This is a genomic window from Algihabitans albus, assembly GCF_003572205.1.
Taxonomy (GTDB): Bacteria; Pseudomonadota; Alphaproteobacteria; order Kiloniellales; family DSM-21159; genus Algihabitans; species Algihabitans albus.
The window spans coordinates 276,452-300,593 of record NZ_QXNY01000006.1 but is presented as its reverse complement, the minus strand read 5'-3'; the positions used below and the strand labels follow the sequence as shown (position 1 = coordinate 300,593).

At 63.7% G+C, this 24,142-nt stretch carries 25 protein-coding genes and 1 tRNA gene; 18 read left to right on the top strand and 8 right to left on the bottom strand.

Annotated elements, in window-relative coordinates; all coding sequences use genetic code 11:
* Window positions 1-5: 5 nt before the first annotated feature.
* Window positions 6-1,874 carry an AMP-dependent synthetase/ligase gene (locus tag DBZ32_RS18180; RefSeq protein WP_235830264.1) on the top strand — a complete coding sequence of 623 codons (1,869 nt, stop codon included), beginning with the start codon at window positions 6-8 and terminating at the stop codon, window positions 1,872-1,874.
* Window positions 1,875-2,067: 193 nt separating this feature from the next.
* On the opposite strand, the gene pdxR is transcribed toward DBZ32_RS18180, so the two are convergent.
* Window positions 2,068-3,549, bottom strand: a complete 1,482-nt coding sequence (gene pdxR, locus DBZ32_RS18175) for a MocR-like pyridoxine biosynthesis transcription factor PdxR (protein ID WP_119168655.1) — start codon at window positions 3,547-3,549, stop codon at window positions 2,068-2,070.
* Window positions 3,550-3,895: 346 nt separating this feature from the next.
* Between pdxR and DBZ32_RS18170 the strand changes: the two genes are divergently transcribed.
* The 5 genes from DBZ32_RS18170 (at window position 3,896) to DBZ32_RS18150 (ending at window position 11,577) form a co-directional block, all read left to right on the top strand.
* Window positions 3,896-5,278, top strand: a complete 1,383-nt coding sequence (locus DBZ32_RS18170; RefSeq protein ID WP_119168882.1) for an aminotransferase family protein — start codon at window positions 3,896-3,898, stop codon at window positions 5,276-5,278.
* A 43-nt stretch (window positions 5,279-5,321) separates the two neighbouring features.
* Window positions 5,322-7,769: a GcvT family protein gene (locus DBZ32_RS18165; RefSeq protein ID WP_119168654.1), complete on the top strand. Its 2,448-nt coding sequence runs from the start codon at window positions 5,322-5,324 to the stop codon at window positions 7,767-7,769.
* Entirely contained in the window at window positions 7,766-10,210 is a 2,445-nt protein-coding gene (locus DBZ32_RS18160; RefSeq protein WP_119168653.1) for a GcvT family protein, read from the top strand. Before DBZ32_RS18165 ends, DBZ32_RS18160 begins: the two co-directional genes overlap by 4 nt.
* 123 nt (window positions 10,211-10,333) lie before the next feature.
* A complete protein-coding gene (locus DBZ32_RS18155; RefSeq protein ID WP_119168652.1) occupies window positions 10,334-10,843 on the top strand; it encodes a hypothetical protein in 510 nt (169 codons plus the stop codon).
* A 137-nt stretch (window positions 10,844-10,980) separates the two neighbouring features.
* Entirely contained in the window at window positions 10,981-11,577 is a 597-nt protein-coding gene (locus DBZ32_RS18150; RefSeq protein ID WP_119168651.1) for a hypothetical protein, read from the top strand.
* 13 nt (window positions 11,578-11,590) lie between these two features.
* Here DBZ32_RS18150 and DBZ32_RS18145 read toward each other — a convergent pair whose 3' ends face one another.
* Entirely contained in the window at window positions 11,591-12,418 is an 828-nt protein-coding gene (locus DBZ32_RS18145; RefSeq protein ID WP_119168650.1) for a 2OG-Fe(II) oxygenase, read from the bottom strand.
* A 159-nt stretch (window positions 12,419-12,577) separates the two neighbouring features.
* Here DBZ32_RS18145 and DBZ32_RS22195 point away from each other — a divergent pair, with 159 nt between their 5' ends.
* The 10 genes from DBZ32_RS22195 to DBZ32_RS18110 all read left to right on the top strand — a co-directional run bounded on the left by DBZ32_RS22195 (window position 12,578) and on the right by DBZ32_RS18110 (window position 16,587).
* Window positions 12,578-12,778: a hypothetical protein gene (locus DBZ32_RS22195; protein ID WP_162906829.1), complete on the top strand. Its 201-nt coding sequence runs from the start codon at window positions 12,578-12,580 to the stop codon at window positions 12,776-12,778.
* Between the two features lie 3 nt (window positions 12,779-12,781).
* The gene (locus DBZ32_RS18140; protein ID WP_119168649.1) at window positions 12,782-13,030 is read left to right on the top strand and encodes a hypothetical protein; all 249 of its coding nucleotides are present in this window, start codon (window positions 12,782-12,784) and stop codon (window positions 13,028-13,030) included.
* The gene (locus tag DBZ32_RS18135; protein ID WP_119168648.1) at window positions 13,023-13,439 is read left to right on the top strand and encodes a glycoside hydrolase family protein; all 417 of its coding nucleotides are present in this window, start codon (window positions 13,023-13,025) and stop codon (window positions 13,437-13,439) included. Before DBZ32_RS18140 ends, DBZ32_RS18135 begins: the two co-directional genes overlap by 8 nt.
* A gap of 64 nt (window positions 13,440-13,503) precedes the next feature.
* Complete coding sequence (locus DBZ32_RS22190; RefSeq protein WP_162906828.1) at window positions 13,504-13,674, top strand: hypothetical protein; 171 nt, start codon at window positions 13,504-13,506, stop codon at window positions 13,672-13,674.
* A complete protein-coding gene (locus DBZ32_RS18130) occupies window positions 13,671-13,886 on the top strand; it encodes a hypothetical protein (protein ID WP_119168647.1) in 216 nt (71 codons plus the stop codon). The genes DBZ32_RS22190 and DBZ32_RS18130 overlap by 4 nt, the downstream gene beginning before the upstream one ends.
* On the top strand, window positions 13,852-14,022 hold the full coding sequence (locus DBZ32_RS22185; protein WP_162906827.1) for a hypothetical protein: 171 nt from the start codon (window positions 13,852-13,854) through the stop codon (window positions 14,020-14,022). The genes DBZ32_RS18130 and DBZ32_RS22185 overlap by 35 nt, the downstream gene beginning before the upstream one ends.
* The gene (locus tag DBZ32_RS18125; protein WP_119168646.1) at window positions 14,006-14,251 is read left to right on the top strand and encodes a hypothetical protein; all 246 of its coding nucleotides are present in this window, start codon (window positions 14,006-14,008) and stop codon (window positions 14,249-14,251) included. Before DBZ32_RS22185 ends, DBZ32_RS18125 begins: the two co-directional genes overlap by 17 nt.
* Window positions 14,252-14,393: 142 nt before the next feature.
* Window positions 14,394-15,254 carry a hypothetical protein gene (locus DBZ32_RS18120; RefSeq protein ID WP_119168645.1) on the top strand — a complete coding sequence of 287 codons (861 nt, stop codon included), beginning with the start codon at window positions 14,394-14,396 and terminating at the stop codon, window positions 15,252-15,254.
* Window positions 15,251-16,219 carry a hypothetical protein gene (locus DBZ32_RS18115; protein ID WP_162906826.1) on the top strand — a complete coding sequence of 323 codons (969 nt, stop codon included), beginning with the start codon at window positions 15,251-15,253 and terminating at the stop codon, window positions 16,217-16,219. The genes DBZ32_RS18120 and DBZ32_RS18115 overlap by 4 nt, the downstream gene beginning before the upstream one ends.
* Window positions 16,216-16,587 (top strand): DCC1-like thiol-disulfide oxidoreductase family protein, encoded by a 372-nt coding sequence (locus tag DBZ32_RS18110; protein WP_119168643.1) that lies wholly within the window; start codon window positions 16,216-16,218, stop codon window positions 16,585-16,587. The genes DBZ32_RS18115 and DBZ32_RS18110 overlap by 4 nt, the downstream gene beginning before the upstream one ends.
* Before the next feature lie 596 nt (window positions 16,588-17,183).
* Here DBZ32_RS18110 and DBZ32_RS18105 read toward each other — a convergent pair.
* The 4 genes from DBZ32_RS18105 to DBZ32_RS18090 all read right to left on the bottom strand — a co-directional run bounded on the left by DBZ32_RS18105 (window position 17,184) and on the right by DBZ32_RS18090 (window position 19,478).
* Window positions 17,184-17,259, bottom strand: a tRNA-Glu gene (locus DBZ32_RS18105).
* Between the two features lie 198 nt (window positions 17,260-17,457).
* Entirely contained in the window at window positions 17,458-17,739 is a 282-nt protein-coding gene (locus DBZ32_RS18100; protein ID WP_235830263.1) for a hypothetical protein, read from the bottom strand.
* Window positions 17,740-17,937: 198 nt separating this feature from the next.
* Window positions 17,938-18,999 carry a threonine aldolase family protein gene (locus tag DBZ32_RS18095; protein ID WP_119168642.1) on the bottom strand — a complete coding sequence of 354 codons (1,062 nt, stop codon included), beginning with the start codon at window positions 18,997-18,999 and terminating at the stop codon, window positions 17,938-17,940.
* 101 nt (window positions 19,000-19,100) lie between these two features.
* The gene (locus DBZ32_RS18090) at window positions 19,101-19,478 is read right to left on the bottom strand and encodes a hypothetical protein (protein WP_208539293.1); all 378 of its coding nucleotides are present in this window, start codon (window positions 19,476-19,478) and stop codon (window positions 19,101-19,103) included.
* On the opposite strand from DBZ32_RS18090, the gene DBZ32_RS18085 reads away from it, so the two are divergent.
* Window positions 19,477-20,478, top strand: coding sequence for an RluA family pseudouridine synthase (locus DBZ32_RS18085; protein ID WP_119168640.1), 1,002 nt, complete (start codon window positions 19,477-19,479; stop codon window positions 20,476-20,478). The genes DBZ32_RS18090 and DBZ32_RS18085 overlap by 2 nt on opposite strands.
* Before the next feature lie 96 nt (window positions 20,479-20,574).
* Window positions 20,575-21,465 carry an RNA polymerase sigma factor RpoH gene (rpoH, locus tag DBZ32_RS18080; protein WP_235830262.1) on the top strand — a complete coding sequence of 297 codons (891 nt, stop codon included), beginning with the start codon at window positions 20,575-20,577 and terminating at the stop codon, window positions 21,463-21,465.
* A 132-nt stretch (window positions 21,466-21,597) separates the two neighbouring features.
* On the opposite strand, the gene DBZ32_RS18075 is transcribed toward rpoH, so the two are convergent.
* Both DBZ32_RS18075 and DBZ32_RS18070 read right to left on the bottom strand, forming a co-directional pair.
* Complete coding sequence (locus DBZ32_RS18075) at window positions 21,598-22,101, bottom strand: hypothetical protein (RefSeq protein WP_119168638.1); 504 nt, start codon at window positions 22,099-22,101, stop codon at window positions 21,598-21,600.
* A complete protein-coding gene (locus tag DBZ32_RS18070) occupies window positions 22,098-24,110 on the bottom strand; it encodes a serine/threonine-protein kinase (RefSeq protein ID WP_119168637.1) in 2,013 nt (670 codons plus the stop codon). The genes DBZ32_RS18075 and DBZ32_RS18070 overlap by 4 nt, the downstream gene beginning before the upstream one ends.
* Window positions 24,111-24,142 lie beyond the last annotated feature (32 nt).

The following is a 24,142-nucleotide window of genomic DNA, read 5'->3' as shown; positions in this document are numbered from 1 at the left end:
TAGCGATGACACAGGATGCCGAGCCGATCTCCGAACTCATCCCCGAACTCACCATGGTTCAGATGCTCCAGCGGCGCGCGCGGCAGACGCCGACCGCCACGGCGCTGCGTCAGAAGGATTACGGCATCTGGCAACCGATCTCCTGGCGGAACTACTGGGAGCGGGCGCGCGACGTGGCGGCGGGCTTGCTGAAGCTCGGACTGTCGGACGGCGGGCATGTCGGCATTCTCTGCGAGAATCGCTGCGAGTGGGTGATCGCGCAGTTCGGTATCGGCGCGGCCGGTGGCATTGCGGTCGGCGTCTACCCCACCAGCCCGACGCCCGAGGTCGCCTACGTCCTGGGCCACGCCGACGTCGAGATCGTCATCTGCGAGGACCAGGAGCAGACCGATAAGGTCATGGAGGCGCTGCCGAACCTGCCCAAGCTGAAGTTCGTCGTGGTGATCGACATGAAGGGACTGCGCGGCTACGCCGACGCGCGGATCCTCTCGTTCGAGGCTCTGGCCGAACGGGGCCGCGACACCGGCGAAAACGACACCGGCGAAAGCGAAATCGGCGGGCAGGAGATCGACCGGCGGGTGGCGGCGCAGGCGCTCGATCAGGTGGCGTTGATGGTCTACACCTCCGGCTCGACCGGCAAGCCCAAGGGCGCGATGATCACCTGGCGCAACCTGCGGGCCGAGGCGGCCGGGATTATCGAGCGCCTGGGCAGCGGACCCCACAGCGCGCACCTCTCCTACCTTCCGCTCTGCCATGTTGCCGAACAGATGTTCACCACCATGGGCCCGCTTTACGGCGGCGGCCAGGTGAACTTCGGCGAAAGCCTGCGCACGGTGCAGGAAGATCTGCGCGAGGTCGCACCGACCAGCTTTCTCGGCGTGCCCCGCATTTGGGAGAAGCTGCACAGCGCGATCCACATCAAGACCCTGGAGGCCGGCGGTTGGCGCCGTTGGCTGTTCGAGCGCGCGATCGCGGCCTGCGAGCCCTTCGCCGAGGTGCCCCCGGCCGACCGCAACTGGCGCCAGCGAGTGACCTTCCGGCTGTACTACCTGCTGATCTTCCGGGCGCTGCAGAACTTCATCGGACTGCGCCGGGTGCAGGTGGCGGTAACCGGAGCAGCGCCGATCTCGCCGCAGATCGTCCGGTTCTTTCGCACCATCGGAATTCCATTGCTGGAGGTCTACGGCCTGACCGAAACCACCGGCATGGTCACCGGCCAAGCAGCCGGCCGGGCGCCGGGTCAGACATCCGGTCAAGCCCTGCCGGGCAGCGTGGGCGCGCCGATCCTGGGCGCGGAGTGCCGCGTCGGTCCCGACGGAGAGCTGCTGGTGCGCGGCGACGTGGTCTTCGCCGGATACTACAAGAACGAGGAGGCGACCCGGCGCACGCTGCGCGACGGCTGGCTGCATACGGGCGACGTGGTCGAGGAGCAGCAGGGGCAGTATCGTATCGTCGACCGGCTGAAGGACATCATGATCACCGCCGGCGGCAAGAACCTCAGCCCCTCCGAGATCGAGAAGGCCGTCAAGGCAAGCCCCTTCATCAAGGAGTGCATCGTGATCGGCGAGGGGCGCAAGTTCGTCTCCGCCCTGATCCAGATCGAAAGCGATACGGTCGGCAAGTGGGCGGAGGAACAGCGGATCGTCTACACCAACTTTCGCAGCCTTGCCGAGAACCCGCAGATCCGCGAGCTGGTGCAGGCGGAGGTCGACCGGGCCAACGCCGGACTGACCCAAGTCGCCCGGGTGCGCAGCTTCCATCTGCTGACCAAGGAACTGGACCACGACGACGACGAGGTGACCGCGACCATGAAGGTCCGGCGCAGCAACATCAACGCGAAGTACCAGGCGGAAATCACGGCGCTCTACGCCTGAGCCGCCGCGACGGACCGGCTCCACCTCTCGTCGCCCCTCGGCGGCGGCGGCGGATGGAGCAAGTAATCTGCCGCCCCTCGAGCGATCCCCCCCGGAGAGTTGGCCCGGCGGCTTCCACATCGCGGCGCCTTCACTTCATAGGGCGGCCTAGCCCTTCACGAGTTATGGCGCAGCCTCGGCCTTCAGTCGCCCCTTACGCCGCGGCGCCGGATCCGTAGGTGTCGATCTCCTCGGCGATCAACTCGACGCCGCGGGCGATGCGGGCCGAGGGGATCGACGAATAGGCGAGCCGGTAAAAGTGCCTTGGGGCGGAATTGGGATCGAAGAAGCTACGGCCCGGTTCGATGACCACGCCACGCGGCTGAAGCCGGTTTGCGAGACTCTCCGTGTCTACGTGTTCGGGCGCCATCATCCAAAAGCTCGAGCCGCCATGGTTTTCTTCACCCGCAGGCGTCAGACCGTGATCCGAAAACGCCTGTTCCATCACCTGGCGCCGGCCCTGATAGGCCTTCCGCATGCGATTGACCTGCGCATCGTAGTGCCCGAGCGACAGGAAGTAGGCCGCCGTGCGCTGGATCAGTCCAGGCGGATGCCGCAGAACCGCGGTTCGCAGTGCCCGGGCTTCTTGAATGAAGGCCGAAGGCGCCACGATGTATCCCAGCCGAAGACCGGGAAACAACGATTTCGAGAAGGAGCCGATATAGATCACACGGCCCGTGCTATCGAGTGATTTGAGCGAAGGCGACGGCGACCGGTGGAAGGACAGCTCGAACTCGTAGTCGTCCTCGACGATCACGAACCCTTGCTCCGCCGCGCGCCGCAACAGCTCGTGCCGCCGCCAGATCGGCATGGTCACGTTGGTCGGACACTGATGGCTGGCCGTGGTGAACATCACATCGGTGTCCACGGGAATGGCATCGGGCGGCAGACCATGGTCGTCCACGGCGACAACGTGCGTCCGACATCGCGTCTGTTGCAGGATTTCGCGGAGGCCGGGATAGCAGGGGTTTTCGATGGCCGCCGCACGCCGCTGGGTGAGCAGCAATTGGGCGCTCGTCCACAAGGCATTCTGCGCGCCCAGCGTGACCAGAACGTGCTCGGGCCGCGCAGAAATCCCACGACGGCTCAAGATGTGCCGTAGGACGTATTCGACCAGCTTGGGATCGTCGCGTTCGTAGTGATCCGATGTGAGGCTGTCGAACTCCTTGCGGCCAAGCGCCTGCAGGGCACAGAGCCGCCAGTTCTGATGGTCGAAGAGTTTTGGATCGGTCTGCCCATAGACGAACGGATAGGGGTAGGCCCGCCAATCGACCGGCCGGTCGATCCGGGTCGCCACGCCGCTGCGATGCGCCAGCAGCCGGCTCCAATCCATCGTGTTCTCGACCGGATCGTCGGGGAGCTCGAATGGGGTGCCGGAGGGCGCGCTCAAGGAAACAAAATACCCAGACCGCCCCTGCGCCACGAGATAGTCATCGGCGACGAGATCATTATAGGCAAAGGAAACCGTAATGCGGCTGACACCAAGATGCCGCGCCAGGGCACGGCTCGAGGGCATGCGTTCGCCTGGCAGAAACCGCCCGGACAGGATTCCTTCGACCACCTGACGCTTAATCCTGTTTTGCAGGGTGTCGGTCAGATCTCCATCGAGGAAAAAGCTATCAGCATAGATCGCCATGACTGGCTCTATGCTGTCTGAGAACTCAGCCCCAGACCAGCGTCAGCGCGGACGAAGCCCCTCGGCTTGCATCTTGGTGTCGCGATCATCGTCCTTCGGCTTCCGGCTATGCCGCTGCGCCGACTGGTTTTTTCGACACAACACTATGATCGGCGCGTGATTCTTCTTTTCGCGCAGGTTCAAATCGAGGCTTCGCCGACGTCCGGTCGAAAGCGGAAAACGCTCTCTTACTTTGGCGGTACGTCCGAAAACTGGCATTATGACTCGGACGTCTCTGGCCCTATCTGGGCACCGTGGATTGGGTCAGTTTTCCACCTTGCCTTTGGCCTTCGCGATGGAGGAACGGATGAACACGCTCGTCAATCCAAACGATCTGTCCGCAATCATCGAAGCGGATCGCGCGCATCTCTGGCATCATCTGATTCCGCATAAACCCTTCGAGACCAACGACCCTCGCATCATCGTCGAGGGCAAGGGCATGCGCGTCTGGGATGCAACGGGCAAGGAGCATCTCGATGCGGTTTCCGGCGGCGTCTGGACCGTCAACGTCGGCTACGGCCGCGAACGGATTGCCGACGCCGTCCGCGACCAGCTCGTGAAGATGAACTACTTCGCGAATTCGGCGGGCTCGATCCCCGGCGCGCGGTTCGCCGAGATGCTGATCGAAAAGATGCCGGGCTTGAGCCGGGTCTACTACACCAACTCCGGTTCCGAGGCGAACGAGAAGGCCTTCAAGATGATCCGCCAGATCGCGCACAAGCGGCACGGCGGGCGCAAGCACAAGATCCTCTATCGCGAGCGCGACTATCACGGCTCGACCATCGCCGCGATGTCCGCGGGCGGTCAGATCGAGCGCAACGCGCAATACGGCCCCTTCACGCCGGGCTTCGTCGAGGTGCCCCATTGTCTCGAATACCGCGCGCAGTGGGATGTCGAGAACTATGGGGAGCGCGCGGCCGACGCCATCGAAGAGGTCATCCTGCGCGAAGGCCCCGACACCATTGGCGCACTCTGTCTCGAACCGGTGACCGCCGGAGGCGGTGTCATCACACCTCCCGAGGGCTATTGGGAACGGGTACAGGATCTCTGCAAAAAGCATGAAATCCTGCTGCATATCGACGAAGTCGTCTGCGGCGTTGGCCGGACAGGGACCTGGTTCGGCTACCAGAATTACGGGATCAAGCCGGATTTCGTGACCATGGCAAAGGGCGTGGCCAGCGGTTACGCGGCGATTTCCTGCATGGTGACGACCGAGGAGGTCTTCGAGATGTTCAAATCGGCGCCGGACGATCCGATGGATTACTTCCGCGACATCTCGACCTTCGGAGGCTGTACCGCCGGCCCCGCGGCGGCCATCGAGAACATGAAGATCATCGAGGATGAAAATCTGCTGCAGAACACCCTCGCCATGGGTGAGCGGCTGATGACCAATCTCGAGGCCCTGAAGGACAAGCATGCCGTCGTGGGCGACGTGCGCGGCAAGGGGCTGTTCGCCGGCGCGGAACTGGTAGCCGACCGAAGGACCAAAGAGCCCGCGCCGGAGAAGATGGTGCAGGCCGTGGTCGGCGACTGCATGGCCCAGGGCGTCATCATCGGAGCCACGAACCGATCGGTGCCCGGCTTCAACAACACCCTCTGCCTGAGTCCCGCGCTGATCGCGACCGAGGAGGATATCGACGCGATCACCGATGCCATCGATGGCGCTTTGACGCGCGTCTTGACGCACTAGACGACGGAAGCGTCGCACGACCCGAACAAGCAGGAGTCCGGCCTTGAGCGAACTGCCCGCCACCGCGCGCGTGGTCATTATCGGCGGCGGCGCCGTCGGTGCATCGACCTTGTTCCATCTGGCCAAGGCCGGGTGGGGCGACTGCGTCCTCCTCGAGAAGAACGAACTGACAGCCGGTTCGACCTGGCATGCCGCGGGCAATGTGCCGACCTTCTCGGCGTCCTGGTCGATCATGAACATGCAGCGCTACTCGACCGAGCTCTATCGCGGGCTCGCCGAGGCGGTCGACTATCCCATGAACTACCACGTCACGGGCTCGATCCGGCTCGCCCATTCGCGCGAAAGGATGCAGGAATTCAAGCGTGTACGCGGCATGGGCCAGGCTCAAGAGCTCGATCTCGAACTCTTGGCGCCCGGCGAGCTACCGGGCCGTTACCCCTTCATGGAAACCCACGACCTGGAAGGCGCGCTTTACGACCCGGACGATGGCGACATCGATCCCGCCCAGTTGACCCAGGCCCTGGCCAAGGGCGCCCGCGACTTGGGCGCGACCCTTGTTCGTTTCTGTCCGGTCACGGGCGTCGACCGCAAGAACGGCGAATGGATCGTCGAGACCCCGAAAGGATCGATCCGGGCCGACTACGTCGTCAACGCCGCGGGCTACTATGCCCAGCGGGTCGGCGACCTGTTCAGACCGTTCGGCGGCCGCAGCGTACCGATGATGGTGATGAGCCATCAGTACATGCTGTTCGAGGACCTGCCTGCTGTGCGGGCCTGGTCCGAAGGCGAGGGCCGCAAGCTCCCCCTCCTGCGCGACGTCGACAGCTCCTACTATCTGCGTCAGGAGCAGTTCGGCTTCAATCTCGGCCCCTACGAACGCAACTGTAAAGGCCATTGGGTCGAGCCGTCCGACCCGATGCCGGACGATTTCAGTTTCCAGCTCTATCCCGACGATCTCGAGCGGCTTGAATGGTACATCGAGGATGCCATGGGCCGCGTACCGCTCTTGGCCGAGGCTGGGCTCTACAAGACCATCAACGGCCCCATCCCTTACACGCCGGACGGCAACCCCTTGATCGGCCCCATGCCCGGCGTGCCCAACGCGTTCGAGGCCTGCGCCTTCACCTTCGGCATCGCCCAGTCGGGCGGTGCCGGCAAGGTGATCGCCGACTGGATCATCGAAGGCGAGACCGAGTGGGACATGTGGTCCTGCGATCCGCGCCGCTTCACCGCTCACGCCGATCACGACTACTGCGTCGCCAAGGGCATGGAAGTCTATGGCCACGAATATGCGATGCACTTCCCGCATCATGAATGGCCGGCCGGACGGAACAAGAAGCTCTCCCCCCTGCATTCACGGCTTGAGAAGGCTGGCGCGGTCTTCGGCGCCTATAATGGCTGGGAGCGCGCCAACTGGTTCGCGAAACCGGGTGACGACACCTCCGAGGAAGCCACTCAGACCTGGGATCGCGAGGGACCCTGGGAAGCGCGCATCCGCGAAGAATGCGAAATCGTGCGTGACCGGTGCGGCGTCCTTCCCATTTCCGGATTTACGCGGCTTGAAGTGAAAGGCGCGGGCGCACGCGCCTTCGTCGACGGCCTGACGGCCTCCAAGCTCCCGCCGCAAGGGCGGGTCGCCCTGGCCTACTTCCCCGACAGCCGCGGCAGGATCGTCACCGAAATGACGGTGACGGTGCATTCGGACGATCATGTGGGGCTGATTACGGCCGCGCCGGCGCAGTGGCACGACGCCGAAATGCTCAGCAGACAAGCCCCGGACGGGATCACCGTCACCGACATCACCAACGACTTCGAATGCCTTTTGGTCACCGGACCCAAGACACGGGATACCCTGGCACAGCTCAACGATGGACATGACCTTCAGGCGCGCTGGCTGTCGATCAGCGACGGCGGCACCATCGCGGGCGAGCCTTGCCGGCTGCTGCGGGTCAGCTTCGCCGGCGAACTGGGCTGGGAGATTCACTCTGCGCCGGACAGCGCTCCGGTCATCTGGGACGCGCTCATGGACGCCGGCGCGAAGCCGTTCGGCATGTATGCGCTGAACGCCCTGCGGATCGAAAAAGGCTACCGCACCTGGAAGGGCGATCTTTCGACGGACTACACCTTGCTCGAGGCCGGCCTCGGCCGGTTCATCGATTTCGAAAAGAACACGGGCTTCCCGGGGCGCGATGCGCTTCTGGCCGAGCGCAACAGCGGTCCGGCCAAGCAGGCCGTGGGCTTGATGATCGACGCCGGCAAGGCGGACGCGCCCTACATGGCGCTCCTCTGGAAGGACGGTGATCTGGTAGGTGAGACCACCAGCGGCGGCTGGGGTTACCGCGTCGGCGCGTCGATCGCCATCGGCATGCTGCGGTCGGACCTCGCCGAACCGGGCACGGAGGTCGAGGTCGACATCTTCGGCGAGATGCGCCGCGCGACGGTGCACGACCTTCCCTTCTGGGATCCCAAGAACGAGAGGATCCGCGCGTGAAGACACCGCCGTCCAAGGCACGTGCCGTCGTCATAGGCGGTGGCGTTTCGGGCTGTTCCGTCGCCTATCACCTGGCCAAACTCGGCTGGTCGGATGTCGTGCTGCTGGAGCGCCGCAAGTTGACCTGCGGCACCACCTGGCACGCGGCTGGACTGATCGGCCAGCTTCGCCCCAGCCACAACCTGACCCGGCTGGCGAAATATTCGTCCGAGCTTTACGCCGATCTTGAAACCGAAGCCGGCCTTGCGACGGGTATGAAGCAGAACGGCTCCATCTCCGTGGCGCTGACCGAGCACCGCTGGGAGGAGTTGCGCCGGCAGGCCACGCTTGCGCGCATCTTCGATGTCGAAGCCGAGGTGATCACACCGAACGAAGTTTCGAAGCTCTATCCGCACCTCAACAGCGACGGTGTGATCGGCGGGGTCTTCCTGCCCAAGGACGGGCAATGCGACCCGGCGAACATCGCCCTGGCGCTCGCCAAGGGGGCGCGGCAGCGCGGCGCGACGATCCTCGAAGATACCCAGGTCACGGAGGTGCTGGACGATGGTCGCCGGGTGACCGGCGTGCGTTGGGAGGTCGGCGGCGAAAGCGGAGTGATCGAGACGGATGTCGTCGTGAATTGCGGCGGCATGTGGGGGCGCGACCTTGCGGCCCGCTCCGGCGTCACCCTGCCCCTGCACGCCTGCGAGCACTTCTACCTGCTGACCGAACCGGTCGAAGGCCTGACCGCCCTACCCGTTCTGCGGGTCCCCGACGAATGCGCCTACTACAAGGAAGATGCCGGGAAGATGCTGCTCGGGGCCTTCGAGCCACGGGCCAAGCCCTGGGGCATGGACGGTATTCCGCATGATTTCGAGTTCGACAGCCTGCCGGAGGATTTCGAGCATTTCGAGCCGATCCTCGAGCAGGCCATGAACCGGGTGCCGTTCTTCCAGAAAGCCGGCATCCATACCTTTTTCAACGGGCCCGAAAGCTTTACCCCGGATGACCGCTATTACCTGGGTGAAGCGCCGGAACTGCGGGGCTACTGGATCGCGGCGGGTTACAATTCGATCGGCATCTCCTCGTCCGGCGGTGCCGGCATGGCACTCGCATCCTGGCTCGACACCGGCGAGCCGCCCTTCGATCTGTGGGACGTCGACATCCGTCGCGCTCAGCCGTTCCAGCGCAACCGGCGCTATCTGAAGGAACGTGTCAGCGAGAGCCTCGGCCTGCTCTATGCCGACCACTACCCTTACCGGCAGCCCGAGACCGCGCGCAGCATCCGCCGCTCGCCCTTGCACGACCACATGAAGGCCCAGGGCGCCGTTTTCGGCGAGGTCTCGGGCTGGGAACGCCCCAACTGGTTTGCCGGCACCGGTCAAGAGCGCGAGTACCGCTACGACTGGTCGGGGCAGAACTGGTTCGACAACAATCGCAGCGAACATATGGCGGTGCGCGAAGGCGTCGGCCTGTTCGACATGTCCTCCTTCGGCAAGATTCGCGTCGAAGGGCGCGATGCCTGCGCGTTTCTTCAACGCTTGTGCGGCAACGACGTCGACGTCGAGATCGGACAGCTTGTCTATACCCAGATGCTCAATGAGCGCGGCGGAATCGAAAGCGATCTTACGGTCACGCGGCTGTCGGAAACGGCCTTCCTGATGGTCGTTCCGGCCGCCACCGTCGTGCGCGATATCGCCTGGCTGAAGCGGCATCTGAAGGACGAGTTCGTCGTCGTCACAGACACCACCGTTCAGGAAGCCGTCCTATGCATCATGGGGCCAAAGGCGCGCGATCTGATGCGACTGGTCAGCCCCGACGACTTCAGCAACAACGCCCACCCTTTCGGTTGGGCGCGCGAGATCGAGGTCGGCATGGGTCTCGCCCGCGCCCATCGGGTCAGCTATGTCGGAGAACTCGGCTGGGAGCTCTATGTCTCCGCCGATCAGGCCGCGCATGTCTTCGAGGCCGTGATGGAAGCCGGTGCCGAAGTCGGACTCCGGCTTTGCGGGCTGCATGCGCTCGATAGCTGCCGAATCGAAAAGGCCTTCCGCCATTTCGGCCACGACATCACCGATGAGGATCACGTGCTCGAAGCCGGCCTCGGCTTCGCCGTGAAAACCAGCAAGGAGACCTTCATCGGCCGGGATGCCGTTCTCCGGCGCAAGGAGGCCGGACTTGAGCGCAGGCTGGTCCAGTTCAGGCTCACCGAGCCCGACGCGATGGTGTTTCACAATGAAGCCTTGGTCAGAGACGGCAAGATCGTGTCGCATGTCACCTCTGGCAACTACGGACATGCGCTAGGCGGCGCGATTGCCATGGGATACGTGCCGAGCAAAGGTGAAAAGGCGGCCGAGATGCTGGAGTCCCGTTACGAGATCGACATCGGCGGTCGCCGGGTGACGGCCGAAGCGAGCATGAAGCCGCTCTACGACCCCAGCCACGCCCGCATGCGGGCCTGAGGCCCGGGTTTCCACGTCTGGAGCAGTGAAGCGACACAGGAAGCTTCACTGCTCCAGACGCTCCTGACCGGGCACTGCACAAGCTTCGCAAGACTGCTCCGGGCATCGCCGGCACGGCTCAGGATGAGCTGGCACGATCTGGAAGCTCATGGGGAAGTACACCTGCTCGAAGTGTGGGCTTGCGTTCAGCAAGGCCGCGACTGGGAAAGCGCCGACATTGCTCGTCAGCTCCCGAGGTCCGAGCAGGCCGGCTCACCCCGCACCCATGCAGCGGCGACCCTGCGCAATCGGATCGTTCCTCCGACCCAGCCGGTCGTCCTCAAGCGCTCGGGACCGCTGCCCGCGGATGTTGTGATGCGGATGTTCGACCGCACGGTCGTTGCGCTGATTGACCGTCTTCGCATTTTCGTCCAGATGCGATCCGATGCGGCCGTCTCTCTCGCGAATATCCAGCTTCCGGCGCCAGAAGACCAAACGGTGCTTGGTTGGGATGGGCCCGACGGGACTCTGCGGAATTACGTGATCAACGACGGCAGCGTGCTGCCGACACTGCTTGGCAGCTTGTCAGACGACGAAATCACCCAGCTTCTCGCCATCGGGTCGACCACGATCAGCGCGGCGCAGTGGGGTTAACTCGGCGCGATGATTTCACAAACCGCCGAGACTGCCGGCTTCCGCAACTTTCTGATCAATGCCCGCTATGGGCTCAATCAACGCGGCTACGTGAGTGGGACACCCACATCGGGCCCGAACCAATACACGGTGGACCAATGGCGCGTCGTCGTCTCTGGGCAGGCGCTTTCCTGGACCGACAGCGAGGCACCAGGATTTTCACGGCGCCTGCTGGCGGGGTCGAGCAAGTTATCGAAGGTGAGGGCATCATCTCAGGTGTCCACGTCATTTCCTTCACCGGGACGGCCACCTGCACCGTAAACGGCGTGACGAAGGCGAGCGGCGACACGGTTGAGCTTACAGCCCCCGCCGACGTGACGGTCAGGTTCTCAAGCGGGACCTTCAGCCTGCCGCAGCTAGAGCAGGGCAACATTGCCACGCCTTTCGAACGCTGGCCGGTCGGCACTGAGCTGCAACTCAGCCAGCGTTACTATCAGGTCTATACCAACCTTGCCGACCGGGGCCATTACCCGAACACGACAGCGGGTAGCGCCACAATCTGCATTGCGCTCTCGCCGGCGATGCGAACGACGCCTTCGGTTTTCGTCGATGAGGTGGCTGCGGCGTTGGTAAGTAGCTCGGTTATCGTAGATCAGGTGCAGCCCGATGCTTTGACGTTGCGTAGCAATTTTCTTGCGGGAGCGAGCGGCGACTACCTGCTCCGCTGCAGGGCGAGCTTAGATGCTGAGATCTGACCGGCCCCGGCTTTCAGGCTTTCGGTGGGGCCTTGTTGACGCGACCCTTGCCTCGACCTATTCCAAGCGCCTTGGCCGCGACACTTCGTGCAACGTTGTCCAAGCGGCCAAGAACGCGTCGGACTGGCTCTTCCGGTCTTCCGTCGAACGACGTGACGTGAAAATAGTCACGCTCCTCTGGCGAGTGTTTCGAGAAAAAGTAGTTGGAGATGCAGCAACGCGACCGATCCACCCGAACCTGATTGACCGAGTGCCAACTGGTTTTGGTCGTCTCCATGACGACCAAGCGGTTTTCGCCGGAGACAATCGTTTTGGCCGCGCTGCGGTCGTCGTTCCAAAGCTCGAAATTGCCGCCGCTTTCGGGCGTCCAATCTGGCGACACGTAATAGAGCAGATTCAGGCGGCGGTAGCGGTCTCGTTTGGCGTCGTGACTGTTGTCGATGTGAGGATTCAGAAAGTCCCCTTCGAACATCATCGACAATCCGCCAGCATAGAGCGCCGGGTCGGGCTCGAGGCCTTCAATGCCGGTCAGCTCGGAAATCAGGTTCACGACCTCAGCGCTTTGAAAGCCGTATGTGCAATTGGCAAGCACTTCGTCGTAATCCGACAGGCTCGCAGAGGTTCGCTTCTTCTCGCGAAAAGTGTCTCGGCAGAAAAAGCCAGATCCGTCTTTGGGGAAAGCCTCGTAAAGCTCGCTCACCATTGGTTGGGGAAGAAGGCTATTTACAACTATATGGCGAGTGTTCGTCCCTAATGGATTCTTCCACTGACGTTTGAGCGTCTCGTAACTCGCTCGAATACTCAAAACGATCTGACTGCGTATTTCGTCTGAGGAATACATGTTTGCGCTGCCTTTTGTACGTCATACGAGAATATGTAAGCGTACGTGCATATTACTAATAGTTGTGCGGACGCGCAATAACCGCAAGCGCCCCCGACCGGGCTCGCCAAAGCCCAGCCGGGGACTTCCCAACCCCTCAACTCAGTAAAGGGGTCAAGCATGAATAGCCTAGTGATTCTGTTCGTCGTCGTAGTGATTCAGCTCAACTCGGGAGAGACCGACTATCGTTCGGGGCCGGTTCCGCAGTGTCCATCGCTCGAAGAAGTCGAAGCGGAAGTCTCAGAGATTCCGGGCGTGACCCATTGGGGTTTGCGGTGTGGGCCGGTGTTCATGGTCCCGCTGCCGGGCGAGGGGGCCTAGCCGGTGTCGGACGCAACCCGAAAAGAGCAGTGGCATCTGGATAAGCGCATTTCCACCGCCCTGATCCTCACGCTTCTGGCCTACGGCGGGATTGCGCTGTGGTGGGCAAGCGGCATCGAGCAGCGCGTCACCGTGATGGAGCGCGAGCAGATCAAAACCAGCGCGGCTCTCCAGGCTGTCCCCGAACGTCTGGCCCGGCGCTGGAGGCGATCCTGGAGCGCATCGAAAAGAGGCTTGAGCCGCAATGAGTGAGGCCCTGATCGCCCAGCTCAAGCGCCATGAGGGCCTGGTGCTGCACGCCTATACCGATCATCTCGGCTTCTGGACCATCGGTTATGGCCGCCTGACCGATGGGCGGCGGGGCGGCGGGATCAGCAAAGAAGAGGCCGAGCTGCTGTTGCGAAATGACGTGGCTCGCGTAACCGCCGATGTCGAGCGACGACTGCCGTGGGTGCGAGGGCTTTCGGACGGCCGCCGGCAAGCGCTCTGCAACATGGGCTTCCAACTTGGCGTAAGCGGCTTGCTGGGCTTCCGGCAGATGTTGGCCGCGCTGCAGAAGGGCCGCTTCGATCTCGCCGCGCGGGAGGCGCTGGACAGCCGCTGGGCGAAACAGGCCCCCGACCGCGCCGACGAGATAGCGCGCATGATCCGTCATGGCTGAGGTGACGCCTCCTCACGTCTGGAAGCAGCGACGCCGGGTCATATGGACCTCTCTGGTGTGGGCTATGTCGCTGCCGATCGTCGTCGGGCTGATTGTCCCAGACGCCGCTGTTGTGGCGATCACGACGGCGGGCGGTGTGGTGACTCTGATCGTCGGCATCTACGCCGGTGTGGCCGCCTGGGACGACAAGAATCGCAAGTCTGGTGCGATCCCGCATGGAGGTTCGGTCCGGTGATCGGGGCGCTCTTCGGGCTGGTGAAGGCGGTGCCCAAGGGCACGTGGCACTGGATCGCTGCGGGCGCCTTGGTGGCCGGTGTGGCTTGGTACATCTACGATGCCGGCAGGGATGTCCGTCAGGCCGAGTGGGAGGCCGCTGAGGCCCGTCAAGCGCTTGCCGTAGCCAACAGAGCAGATGAAGCGCCTCAGCGCGCTCCAGGCCGCCGCTGACGAGGTCGTACGGGCGTCTCAGCGGGAGCGGCAACAGACCACCATCGTTCGCGAGCGGATCCTGCGGGTGACGGATGAAAGCGCGTGCCTCGACCAGCCCTTTCTCCAGGAAGCTCTCGATGCGCTTCGCCAGTAGCGCCGCTCTGGCCGTGCTGCTGGCCGGCTGCTCCGCAGTGCCCGCGCCGGAAATCCTGCCGGTCGAAATCCCCGAGCGGCTTCGGTCCTGCGAAGCCGAACCCACCGTGCCCGCCGGTGGCGTGACGCACCGCCAGCTATTGGCCGACTACTGGCTGCCGGTGCGATCTGCTGGCCGGGACTGCCGCGCCACGCTCGACGAGTTCATCAGAGCTTTGGAGGCCGAGTAGGGGCCTGCACGACGGCGAGGCGTGACCGGGCCATACCGGCCTCTTCTGGCATTGGTTGCACAATTCGCACACCATCGTTAGCGTGCGATTCCCGTAAAGATTGTGGAAGCGCATGTAGTTCACGCAAAGGTATTCTCTGGAAGTGCTTTGGCTAGTTGCTGTCGCAACAACCTCGGCGCTGACTTACTGGCTGGTTCTCAAGCACTCGGTCAGCGTGTTCCGTGGTGCCGGCTTCCTGGTAGACAACGCACGACTGAGCGCGGTGTTGTTGTGGGTGAACATCGCTGTTGCAGGTGCCGCGCTGGCTCTCCCTTCGTCAGTCCGCGCGATGCTGTCGCGGCTCGGTTCTTGGCCTCTGTTGCTGGTCTCGGCTGGGGCGGTGGCAGGGTGGTTCGTCTACGACACGGTGCCGCTCCGCCGTGTGCTGTTCATGAATGCGACCCTCGTGGGCGTGACCCCGTTCATTCGCGAACTCATTGCCTTTGCATGCGGAAAGACGCAGCGGTTGGCGCGAGGGCTCGCCATTCTGTTGCTTGTCATCCTGATCGTGCCCGGCTTCGTCCTGCCGCCGTTTTGGGACGGGATTCCCGGCTGGACAGCCAAGCACCCGTCAATCGGTTCAGAAGTTGCCGTGGCAGGCTACCAGCTGATTCGGGACGACGGCGCTGCAGTCTGGTACACGCCGGCCATTGTCGGACCTGTCACCTACTTTGCCGCATGGCGGCGCCATTCCGTCGCTCAAGGTAAGATCGCCGAGTACGACGATTTCCTCTGGCGCCGCTACGTCGAGGGCTTCGACCTCCTTGCGACCGGCCGCCCTCCCAACCAGCGTTACCTCGGGCCCTGGGCGCACCCCTCGCACACGCCCTGGCAGATGTACGACTATGCGACCTTCCCGCCAGAGCGCATAGACCGGCTCGCCTATGTGGTCGAGCGCTACGACCTGAAATCGGGTCAGCTTTTTGAGCGCACGGTGCTGCGCTCTCACGAGGTGTGGCCGTGATCGGGCGCGCCCTGCAATCCTATCTCGACCAGTTTTCGCGCCCGGTGCCAACGCTGGCGATCGATTACGTCCGCTGGGCGGTCTGTCTAGCGCTGAGCTACAAGCTCCTGAGCGGCGATTTCGCGATCTTTGTCGACCTCCCGCCTCATCTCCTGGAGCTTTACCCGGTCGACGCCCACGACTCGCGGTACTTCCATCTGATGGGGGTCAAGCCGCTGATCGATCTGGTGACGCTCCATGCGGTCTATTGGTTTGTCGACCTGCCCTCGGCGTCAGTGGTTTCGGCCATCCAATGGACAACCATCGGCTTTTTGCTAGCAGCCGCGCTGTTCGGGAGCGGGCCTTTTCGGTTGATCCCGATCATCGCCTTTCTTCTGGTGATGCACATGTGGGGCTTCAAGCTCCGCTCGCATCACGATTTGGACGATGTGGAGATCCTGCAATCGCTGCTACTGCTCTACGTCTTTTCGAACCATCGCGAAGGTCTGACGCTGCAGCGCATGGCGCCTGACTGCCGGCCAAGCCTTGAAGGCGGACGGATGTACGCCGTCTTTCTGATGGCCTTTGTGATTTACTATTTCCCGTCAGGGGTAAACAAGCTGATCGACATCAGCATCTCTGATTGGCTTGCCTACCCCTACACGTCGATTCTCTCGGCGCGAATGCTTAACAACGTAGTTGGGCATTACGAGTATGTGCTGCCGATGTTCGAATATCTACCAATTATTGACGGCGCGAATTACATCGCAGTCCCGCCGGTGTACATTTCGCATATTCTAACGCCTCTGATCCTTTGGAGGCGCGCAGGGATCTACTTTTTTATCGTCTTCTACACGGCGTTACACTTGCTCTCGGCTGGCGTGGGGATCTTCTTTTTCGGTAACATCTTGGCGCTGATCACCCTAATTCCTGTTTATCGACTGTTCGAGAAGCGGGAGCTGGTGCCTAGCCCGGTCACGACATGAATGAGCCCATCCGGATTATCTATGACGGCGACTGTCCGTTCTGTTCTGCCTACGTAAAGATGCTACGGCTGCGCGATGCGGTTGGCCGCGTCGATCTGGTGAACGCGCGAGATGACGCGGACGCGGCTGCCGAGATGGAGCGTAAGGGCTTCGATCTGAACGAGGGTATGGCGGTACAGTATGGCGACAGCTTCTACTACGGAGCAGATGCGATCCATCGGCTTGCGTTGCTGACGTCACCGTCGTCTGCGTTCAACAGAATCAATGCGCGCGTGTTCCGGAGCGCCAGCGTTTCGCGACTCCTGTATCCGATCATGCGCGCGGGCCGAAACTTGACGCTGAGAGCGCTTGGCCGGCGACCGATCTAGCTGCGGATCAGTCATCGGCGGTTTCAGGTCTTGGGAAGGGATCGGCAGGCTCGACCCTGAAGCGTACCGGGTCGGTAACCCGCTTGACAATGTAGACGGCTTATGAAGATTGAGCCTGCATTCTTCCATCAGCGCCCGTGCAGCGCTACCGCGAGCCACCGCTCGGTCGGCGTGATGGCAGGCCGCCATCTCTTGCTTCTTCCGTAAGTCTTGCTCTTTAGCTTGAAGGGCCAGTCGGATCGGGTATTGCAAGCTGTGAAACGTAGCGCCCGGCCTGAGCTTGTAGATCTCCGGAGCGCTCATGATCCCGCCGCCGCCGGAGACCCCAAGCGCTTGACCGGCCGCCGCCGCCATGCCCATGGCGGCGGCGGCAAGAAGCGACCGGCGATCTATCGAAAGCTTGCCACTATCCGTCATGGGGTCACCCTCCAATCCGGCTGATCTGCTGTGATGAACGCGGCGAGAACCAGGGTGCACCGATTTTGCACGTCTCTACGGGCGTGTTCCGGCATCGTTCATGCATCAATTCGCATCGAACGCCAGACGCTCCGCGCGGGCTGAGCGCGCTTAACCATTGATTTACTTCGGTAAAGGCGTGGCGTCCCCAACGGGAGTCGAACCCGTGTCTCCACCTTGAGAGGGTGGTGTCCTAGGCCTCTAGACGATGGGGACCCAGAGTGCGGCCCGGCAGCCGGCGAGCGGATGCGGCCGCGGAAGATCGCAGTACCTGCGGAGGGCGGCGATATAGCGAAGTCGCGGGCAGGATGCAAGAGCAAGCTGGGACAGAAACCCAAACGCGATACGGCCGCCGTCCCGGATGCCGGGCGGCGGCCGCGCGCTCACGAGGTCGAACCTCGGCAGAATCGGCGACTAGTTGTCGTTGTCGATTTTGTCGGACAGGTAGCCGACGCCGGCACCGACGGCGCCGCCGACGGCCGCACCGCAGGCCACGCAGCCACCTGTAATCACCGTGCCGACCGTACCCACGCCGGCACCGATGGCACCACCGGTCAGCGTGCGCTGCTCGGTTTCGTTCAGGCCGGAGCAGCCGGTGGCGGCCAGGGTCAGCAGCAGACCGGAAGCCAGCGCCAGACGACGCCAGGGCCGCGGGGCCGCGCTACGGGATGCCGGATGAATCGCTAAGCTGGACATCTGTTGTATCTCCTTCTCCAGCAGTTGGTCACATGACCAGTACGGATAAGTCGGCTCGCTTATGCCCTTGAAACTGTGACAACACTGAGGCAAACACAAGTTGTGCCCAAAAGGTTCCAACAACCCCATGCTGAATCCCGGACGCCGCTCAGGCGCGGGAGACCGGACTCTCTCGTGTCTCGAGCGTATGACCGCTTGTCAGGCGCCTGCGACCTCGGCCGATGAGCGAAGAGCACCGGCCGTCGTTTTGGCGGCGGCAACGACGGCCTCGACATCCTCGATTCGGGTGTTCCAGGCGCAGACGAAGCGCTGCACGCCCGGCCCGAAGTAACCGTCGATGAAGTGAACCCCAGCCGCCGTCAGCGACGCGACGATCTCAGGCGGCAACTCGGTGAAGACCTCGTTGGCCTCCACCGGAACCAGCAGGCGGCAGCCGGGAAGCGCCGCCAGGCCGGCCCCCAGCCTCCGGGCCATGCCATTGGCGTGACGGGCATTCTCCAGCCAGAGGCGGTCCTTCAGGTAAGCCTCGAGCTGAGCGGAGATCACCCGGCCCTTGGAGAAGAGATGGCCGGCGCGCTTGCGGTGAAAGCGGAAACTCTCGGCCAGTTCAGGCCGGAAGAAGACGACGGCTTCGGCAGCTAGGCAGCCGTTCTTCGTCGCGCCGAAGGAGAGCACATCCACACCGGCCTTCCAGGTGATCTCGGCCGGCGGCAGGTCGAGGGCGGCGACAGCGTTGGCAAAACGCGCCCCGTCCATATGTAGCTTCAACTGCTTGGACCGGGCGGTCTCAGCGATGGCGGCCACCTCCTCCGGACTGTAGAGACAGCCCGCCTCGGTCGCCTGGGTGATGCTGACCGCCGCGGGCTGCACGTGATGGACCACGCCATGACCCTGGGCCGCTTCGGCCAGGCTGTCCGGCGCGATCTTGGCGCCTTCGCCGGCCAGCGTCACCAGCTTGGCGCCCCCCGTATAGAGTTCCGGCGCACCGCATTCGTCGAGATTGATGTGGGCATCGCGGTGGCAGTAGATCGCGCCGTAGGGCGGCACCAGCGTCGCCAGCGCCAAGGCATTCGCGGCCGTTCCGGTCGCCACGGGGAAGGCGAGCAGGTCGGGTTTCCCGAACAGCTCGCGCAAACGCATCTGGACACGGGCGGTCCAGGGGTCCTCGCCATAGGACATGGCGGCACCGTCGTTCGCCGCAACCAAGGCGTCGAGCACCTCGGGACAGGCGCCAGTCACGTTGTCGGAGGCGAAATTCATCGTTTTAACTCCCTGGGAGTCGATCGCTAGGACACCCGAGCCGCCAAGCCCTTGTCAACGGGGCGCTTCTGGCGGGATTCCAGGTAAGAGCCGGCGCAGCGTCAGTCCTCCGGGGCCAGTCTGATGCGCGCCACCACCGTACCGGCGGCCGGATCGACGAGGATCGCCTGCTGACATCCGCGCTCGGCCGGCCCCTCCAGGCGCAGGACCAGCAGATCGCGATCCGGCACCACGTCGGCCAGACGACAGCCGACCGGAACCGCGACATCGGTTTCCGTCAGATCGCCGGCTTGCCGTTCCAGCCCCCTGTCGGACATCGGAGCCGTCGCCTGATCGAGCCGCTCGGCCTGCCGGAGAATGCCGAAGACGACGGCGCCCAACAGCACCAGGATGACGAGGCCCAATGCAATCACCAGGGCCTTGAGAGCAAAGTGGGCCTTGAGTACCGCCACCGCTTGCGCTTCCTTCTTACGTATCATGACCGAACCGACTGAGCCGACCACAGGGCCGACAGCAGGGCACTACGAAGTCCACGTCCGGGAAGACGAGACCGGCGAGCGGCTCGACCGCCTGCTCACGCGCCATCTACAGGGACTTTCGCGCAGTCGGATGAAGGCGCTGATCGAGACCGGTGCGGTCAGCGCCGCCGGCGCGACGATAGAAGAGGCCTCATTTCGGGTCAAACCTGGCCAAACTTTCGCCATCGAAATCCCCGAAACCATTGAAGCTGAACCGGAGCCTCAGGCGATTCCGCTCGAGGTGATCTACGAGGACCCGGAGGTGATCGTCGTGAACAAGCCGGCCGGACTGGTGGTCCACCCCGCGCCCGGCAACCCGGATTCGACCCTGGTCAACGCCCTGCTGGCGCACTGCGGCAGCGAGCTGACGGGGATCGGCGGCGTCGGACGCCCCGGCATCGTGCACCGGCTGGACAAGGATACCTCCGGCCTGATGATCGCCGCCAAGACCCAGCGGGCGCAGGACGCTCTGGTGACCCAGTTCACAGCGCGCAGCATCGCCCGCCGCTATCACGCTCTGGTCTGGGGCCGTCCTCAGCCACCGGAGGGCGATATCGTAGCCGACATCGGACGTCACCCCCAGAACCGCAAGAAGATGGCCGTCGTGACGCGGAACGGCAAAGCGGCCACGACCCGCTACCGGCTGCTGGCCAGCTACGCCGGCGGCGCCGTCAGTCTGGTGGAGTGCCGTCTGCTGACGGGACGCACCCATCAGATCCGCGTACATATGGCTCACCTCGGCCACCCACTGCTGGGCGATCCCCTCTACGGTCGCGCCAAGCCGGCCCTGATGCAGCGCCTGCCAGGCGCGGCACAGGAACGGATCACGGCACTGGGCCGCCAAGCGCTCCATGCGAAATCCCTGGGTTTTCTCCATCCGGCAACACAGGACTCGCTCTCCTTCGAAAGCGAACTTTCGGATGATCTGAAAGACTTGATCACCTGTTTGGAATCAATTTAATATGACGTCAATTCCGACCAAAAAGGTCGGAATTGACGAAGCGACGACCAACCGCCGAGGACCGGCGGTCCGGATGAAAGGCAAGGGAGCAGCGATATGAGCGTAGGTCGGCAGAACGTTCCCATGGCGGTCAGCGAGAACAATCTCGGCCGCTACCTTCAGGACATCCGCAAGTTTCCCATGCTCGAGCCCAACGAGGAATACATGCTGGCCAAGCGCTGGGCCGAGCGGGAAGAGGTCGAGGCCGCCCACAAGCTGGTCACCAGCCATCTGCGCCTGGTCGCCAAGATCGCCATGGGCTATCGCGGCTACGGCCTGCCGCTGTCCGAGCTGATCAGCGAAGGCAATGTCGGCATGATGCAAGCCGTGAAGCGCTTCGATCCGGAGCGGGGCTTCCGTCTGGCCACCTACGCCATGTGGTGGATCCGCGCCGCGATCCAGGAATACATCCTACATTCCTGGTCCCTGGTGAAGATGGGCACCACGGCCGCGCAGAAGAAGCTCTTCTTCAACCTGCGTAAGCTCAAGGGTCAGATGAAGGCTATCGAAGAAGGCGATCTGCAGCCCGAACAGGTCGCCCGGATCGCCGAGCAGCTCGACGTGCCGGAGCAGGACGTGGTCTCCATGAACCGGCGCCTGGCCGCCCCCGACCACTCGCTGAACGCGCCGCTCAGGATCGACGGCGACGGCGAGTGGCAGGACTGGCTGATGGACGAAACCGACAGCCAGGAAATCCAGCTGGCCGAGAGCGAGGAACTGGGCAAGCGCCGCGAGCTTCTGGCCACGGCCATGGAGACCTTGAACGACCGCGAGCGCCACATTCTGACCGAACGCCGCCTCGTCGAAAGTCCGACGACCTTGGAGGATCTCAGTCAGGAGTACGGCATCAGCCGGGAGCGGGTGCGGCAAATCGAGGTCCGCGCCTTCGAGAAGCTGCAGAAGTCGATCCGCAACGCGGCGATCGAGCAAAAACTGGCGCTGAACTGACCGGCGGAGACCGGATCGCGAAGGGATCGACCGGCAGGTCGCCTCTCGAAAGCCGCCCCCTGGACAGCCGTTGCCGGGGCGGGCGAGAGCAGACGGCGACCGGGTGCCCCTAGCAAGGAGTCCGGTCGATCGCTATCCGGGCTCGCCGTCCTCATCCTCGACCGGATGTTCGGGATCGTCGCGCTCGGCGACTTCCTGGCCCCAGATCTCGATCAGCTTTTCCTGACGCTCGCGCAAGGCTTGGCTTCGTGCCGTTCCGCTGAGGCTCAGGTAGGTGGTGACCACCGGCGGCATCATCGTGAAGAGGATCCAGCCGATCCCCGCCGCTCCGTAGGCGAGCAGCCAGAGGAACACATCGCCCAGCACTTCGCCCGCTGCGGCCAGAGTCTGTCCCTTCGACCACAACTGGCCGAGTGCAGGCAAAGCACCGCAGAAGTTCAACATTCCGACGGTGATCGCCAAGGACTTGTCGCGGAAGCGATCGGCAACGTAAGCGCCCAGGGTCGGCAGCAGGCAAACCGACAGAACCAGCAAACTGGGAAGCAATACGACAAGGATCGGCAGGGTGAAGATCGCGCCAAGAGCCTTGACCCAAACCGGAGTCGCTTCGCGGGGGCTGAGCTGAGGCTGGTTCATGTCACGTAAAGAACCGTCAAGAGCAACAAACCCAGGCTGGAGACGCAGCCGGCAATCAGGGACGAGGCCTGACGACTGCGCAGGCGCACGTTATTTGGGTCGATCAGTTTGCCGGCTTCCAGGTCGGCGATCTCCCGATCCATAGCCGCGTATTCGGCACGCGCCTGGGCGAAACCGTTCTCGTCGTAGGTGCGCGCATCGGGATCGTCGCCGGCACGCGCCAGCGCAATGAGATCGCCGCTGGCCGCAGCCTTCGCGATCCCCTCGGCCGCCGCCTGACGCTGATCCCGGTTGTGGAATCCCTCAACCACCGGGGTCAACAGGCGCGCGATCCAGGCCGCCAGATGGGGAAAGCCGGATTGTCCCGTCGCGCGTTGAATTTCGGCGAGGAAGTAGGCGGTGGAGAGTTGTCGCAGGATTTCGTTGTCGCCGTGCGCCATGACTCGAACGACGCGGTCGGGGATAACCTTGACCCGGGCGCAGGCAAAAGCGGCGATGTGTCGGTCGATCGGGGAGACCTGAGACGGGTCGGCCGCCGCAACACGCTCCAGCGCCGGGAGCAGATCGGCGCTATCCGAAACGTAATCGCCCTCCAGGATCGGCGAGAGGCAGGGCAGGTGCTCGTTGTACTCGTAGAGGCACCGCTCGATCCCGTACCCGGCTTCGTTGCGCGCCATGAAGTGGTGCATCACGTCGAACGACTTGCGAAGCATCGCGTGTTCGGACCGACTCAGCAGCTGAGAATCCAGCCAAGCCTGCGGCAGCTTCGCCTGGATCAGCTCACCGAAGGCCTGCCGCTGTTCCGGATCGCCGTAGTGCACGCTCAGGGCCTGGCCGACGGCATCGATATCGGCGGCGAAGCCTCGGAGACGAACCGGTGCCGAGGGATCCAGCGTCATGAGGATACGGGACACCAGACGGTCGCGCAGACCGCCGCCGCCAGTCGAGGATCCGGCACCGACCCCCGCCGCCGAAACGACGCGCTCGGCCAACTCCTCGTCGGAGAGGGCACGACGGATCCAAGTGGAGAGATCGTTGCGCTGCAACGCCGCGACGCCGGCTTGCCAGTCCATGCCGAGAGCAGCGGCGATGGCACGCGCCGACCAGTAGTTGGTTCCTTCGATCGCATAGGCGCGCTGTCCGCGGATCGGCAGGCTCGGCTGTTTCGGGCTCAGCCGCCGCCCGCCGAGCCAGAGCTCCAGGTCTTGCAGAGTCCAGCGCTCGATCCGCTGATCGCAGAGCAAACCCCGAAGGACTTCCATCATCGGCAGGGAGAGGCGGGTTCGGCCGATCAGCGTGGCGTAAGATCCCCGATGGATCTTCGACTGGATCCGCGCCTGCTCGTCCATGGTTTCGACGGGATTGCCGCCGGCCAGCAGGACGGCGATCGTGACACCCAGGGCGTAGAGATCGTCCGCCGCGTAGCCTCTGCCCCGCCCGCCCGGCAGTGCCAGCATGCCCTCGATCGGCTCGTAGATCGCCGGCTGATCGATGCCCGGCGGCGCCATCACGCATTCGCCCAGCAGGCAGGTGCCGTCCACGGACCCTTCGAGGAAGATGTTATCCGCGCGGATCGCACGATGGGTGATGCTGCGCGCCTCGAGGTCCCGCAGGACCGGCGTCAGCGGCTCGATCAATCGACGGAGGATTTCGTCCTCGCGCCAAGGCTCGAAACGCGCATTCGGCTCCGGCTGCAGTCGCCGGCCGCGCGGCCGCTGGAAAACGGCGACGAAACGCCGCCCGCCGGCAGGCGGCCAGTCGACGACGCCCCAACTGACCGCGGACAGCATGGCCAGCCGCTCCTGCCGGACCAGCTTGCCCATGATGTTGGAGCGGGGCGCCAGATCGGGCCGCCCGACCAGAACCAGCAGAGGGTTGCCGTTTTGCCGCTCACGCGCGCCGAAAGCCTCGGCCTGGGGCGAATCGAACTCGGGAAGCCGTTCGCCCGGCAGCAGGTCGACGGACTGGTTGAGCGCGATGGTCTCGCCGTTAGGGCTCGCGGAGCTCATTGCCGTAGGGTCTCGGGCCGTAGTGGACGACA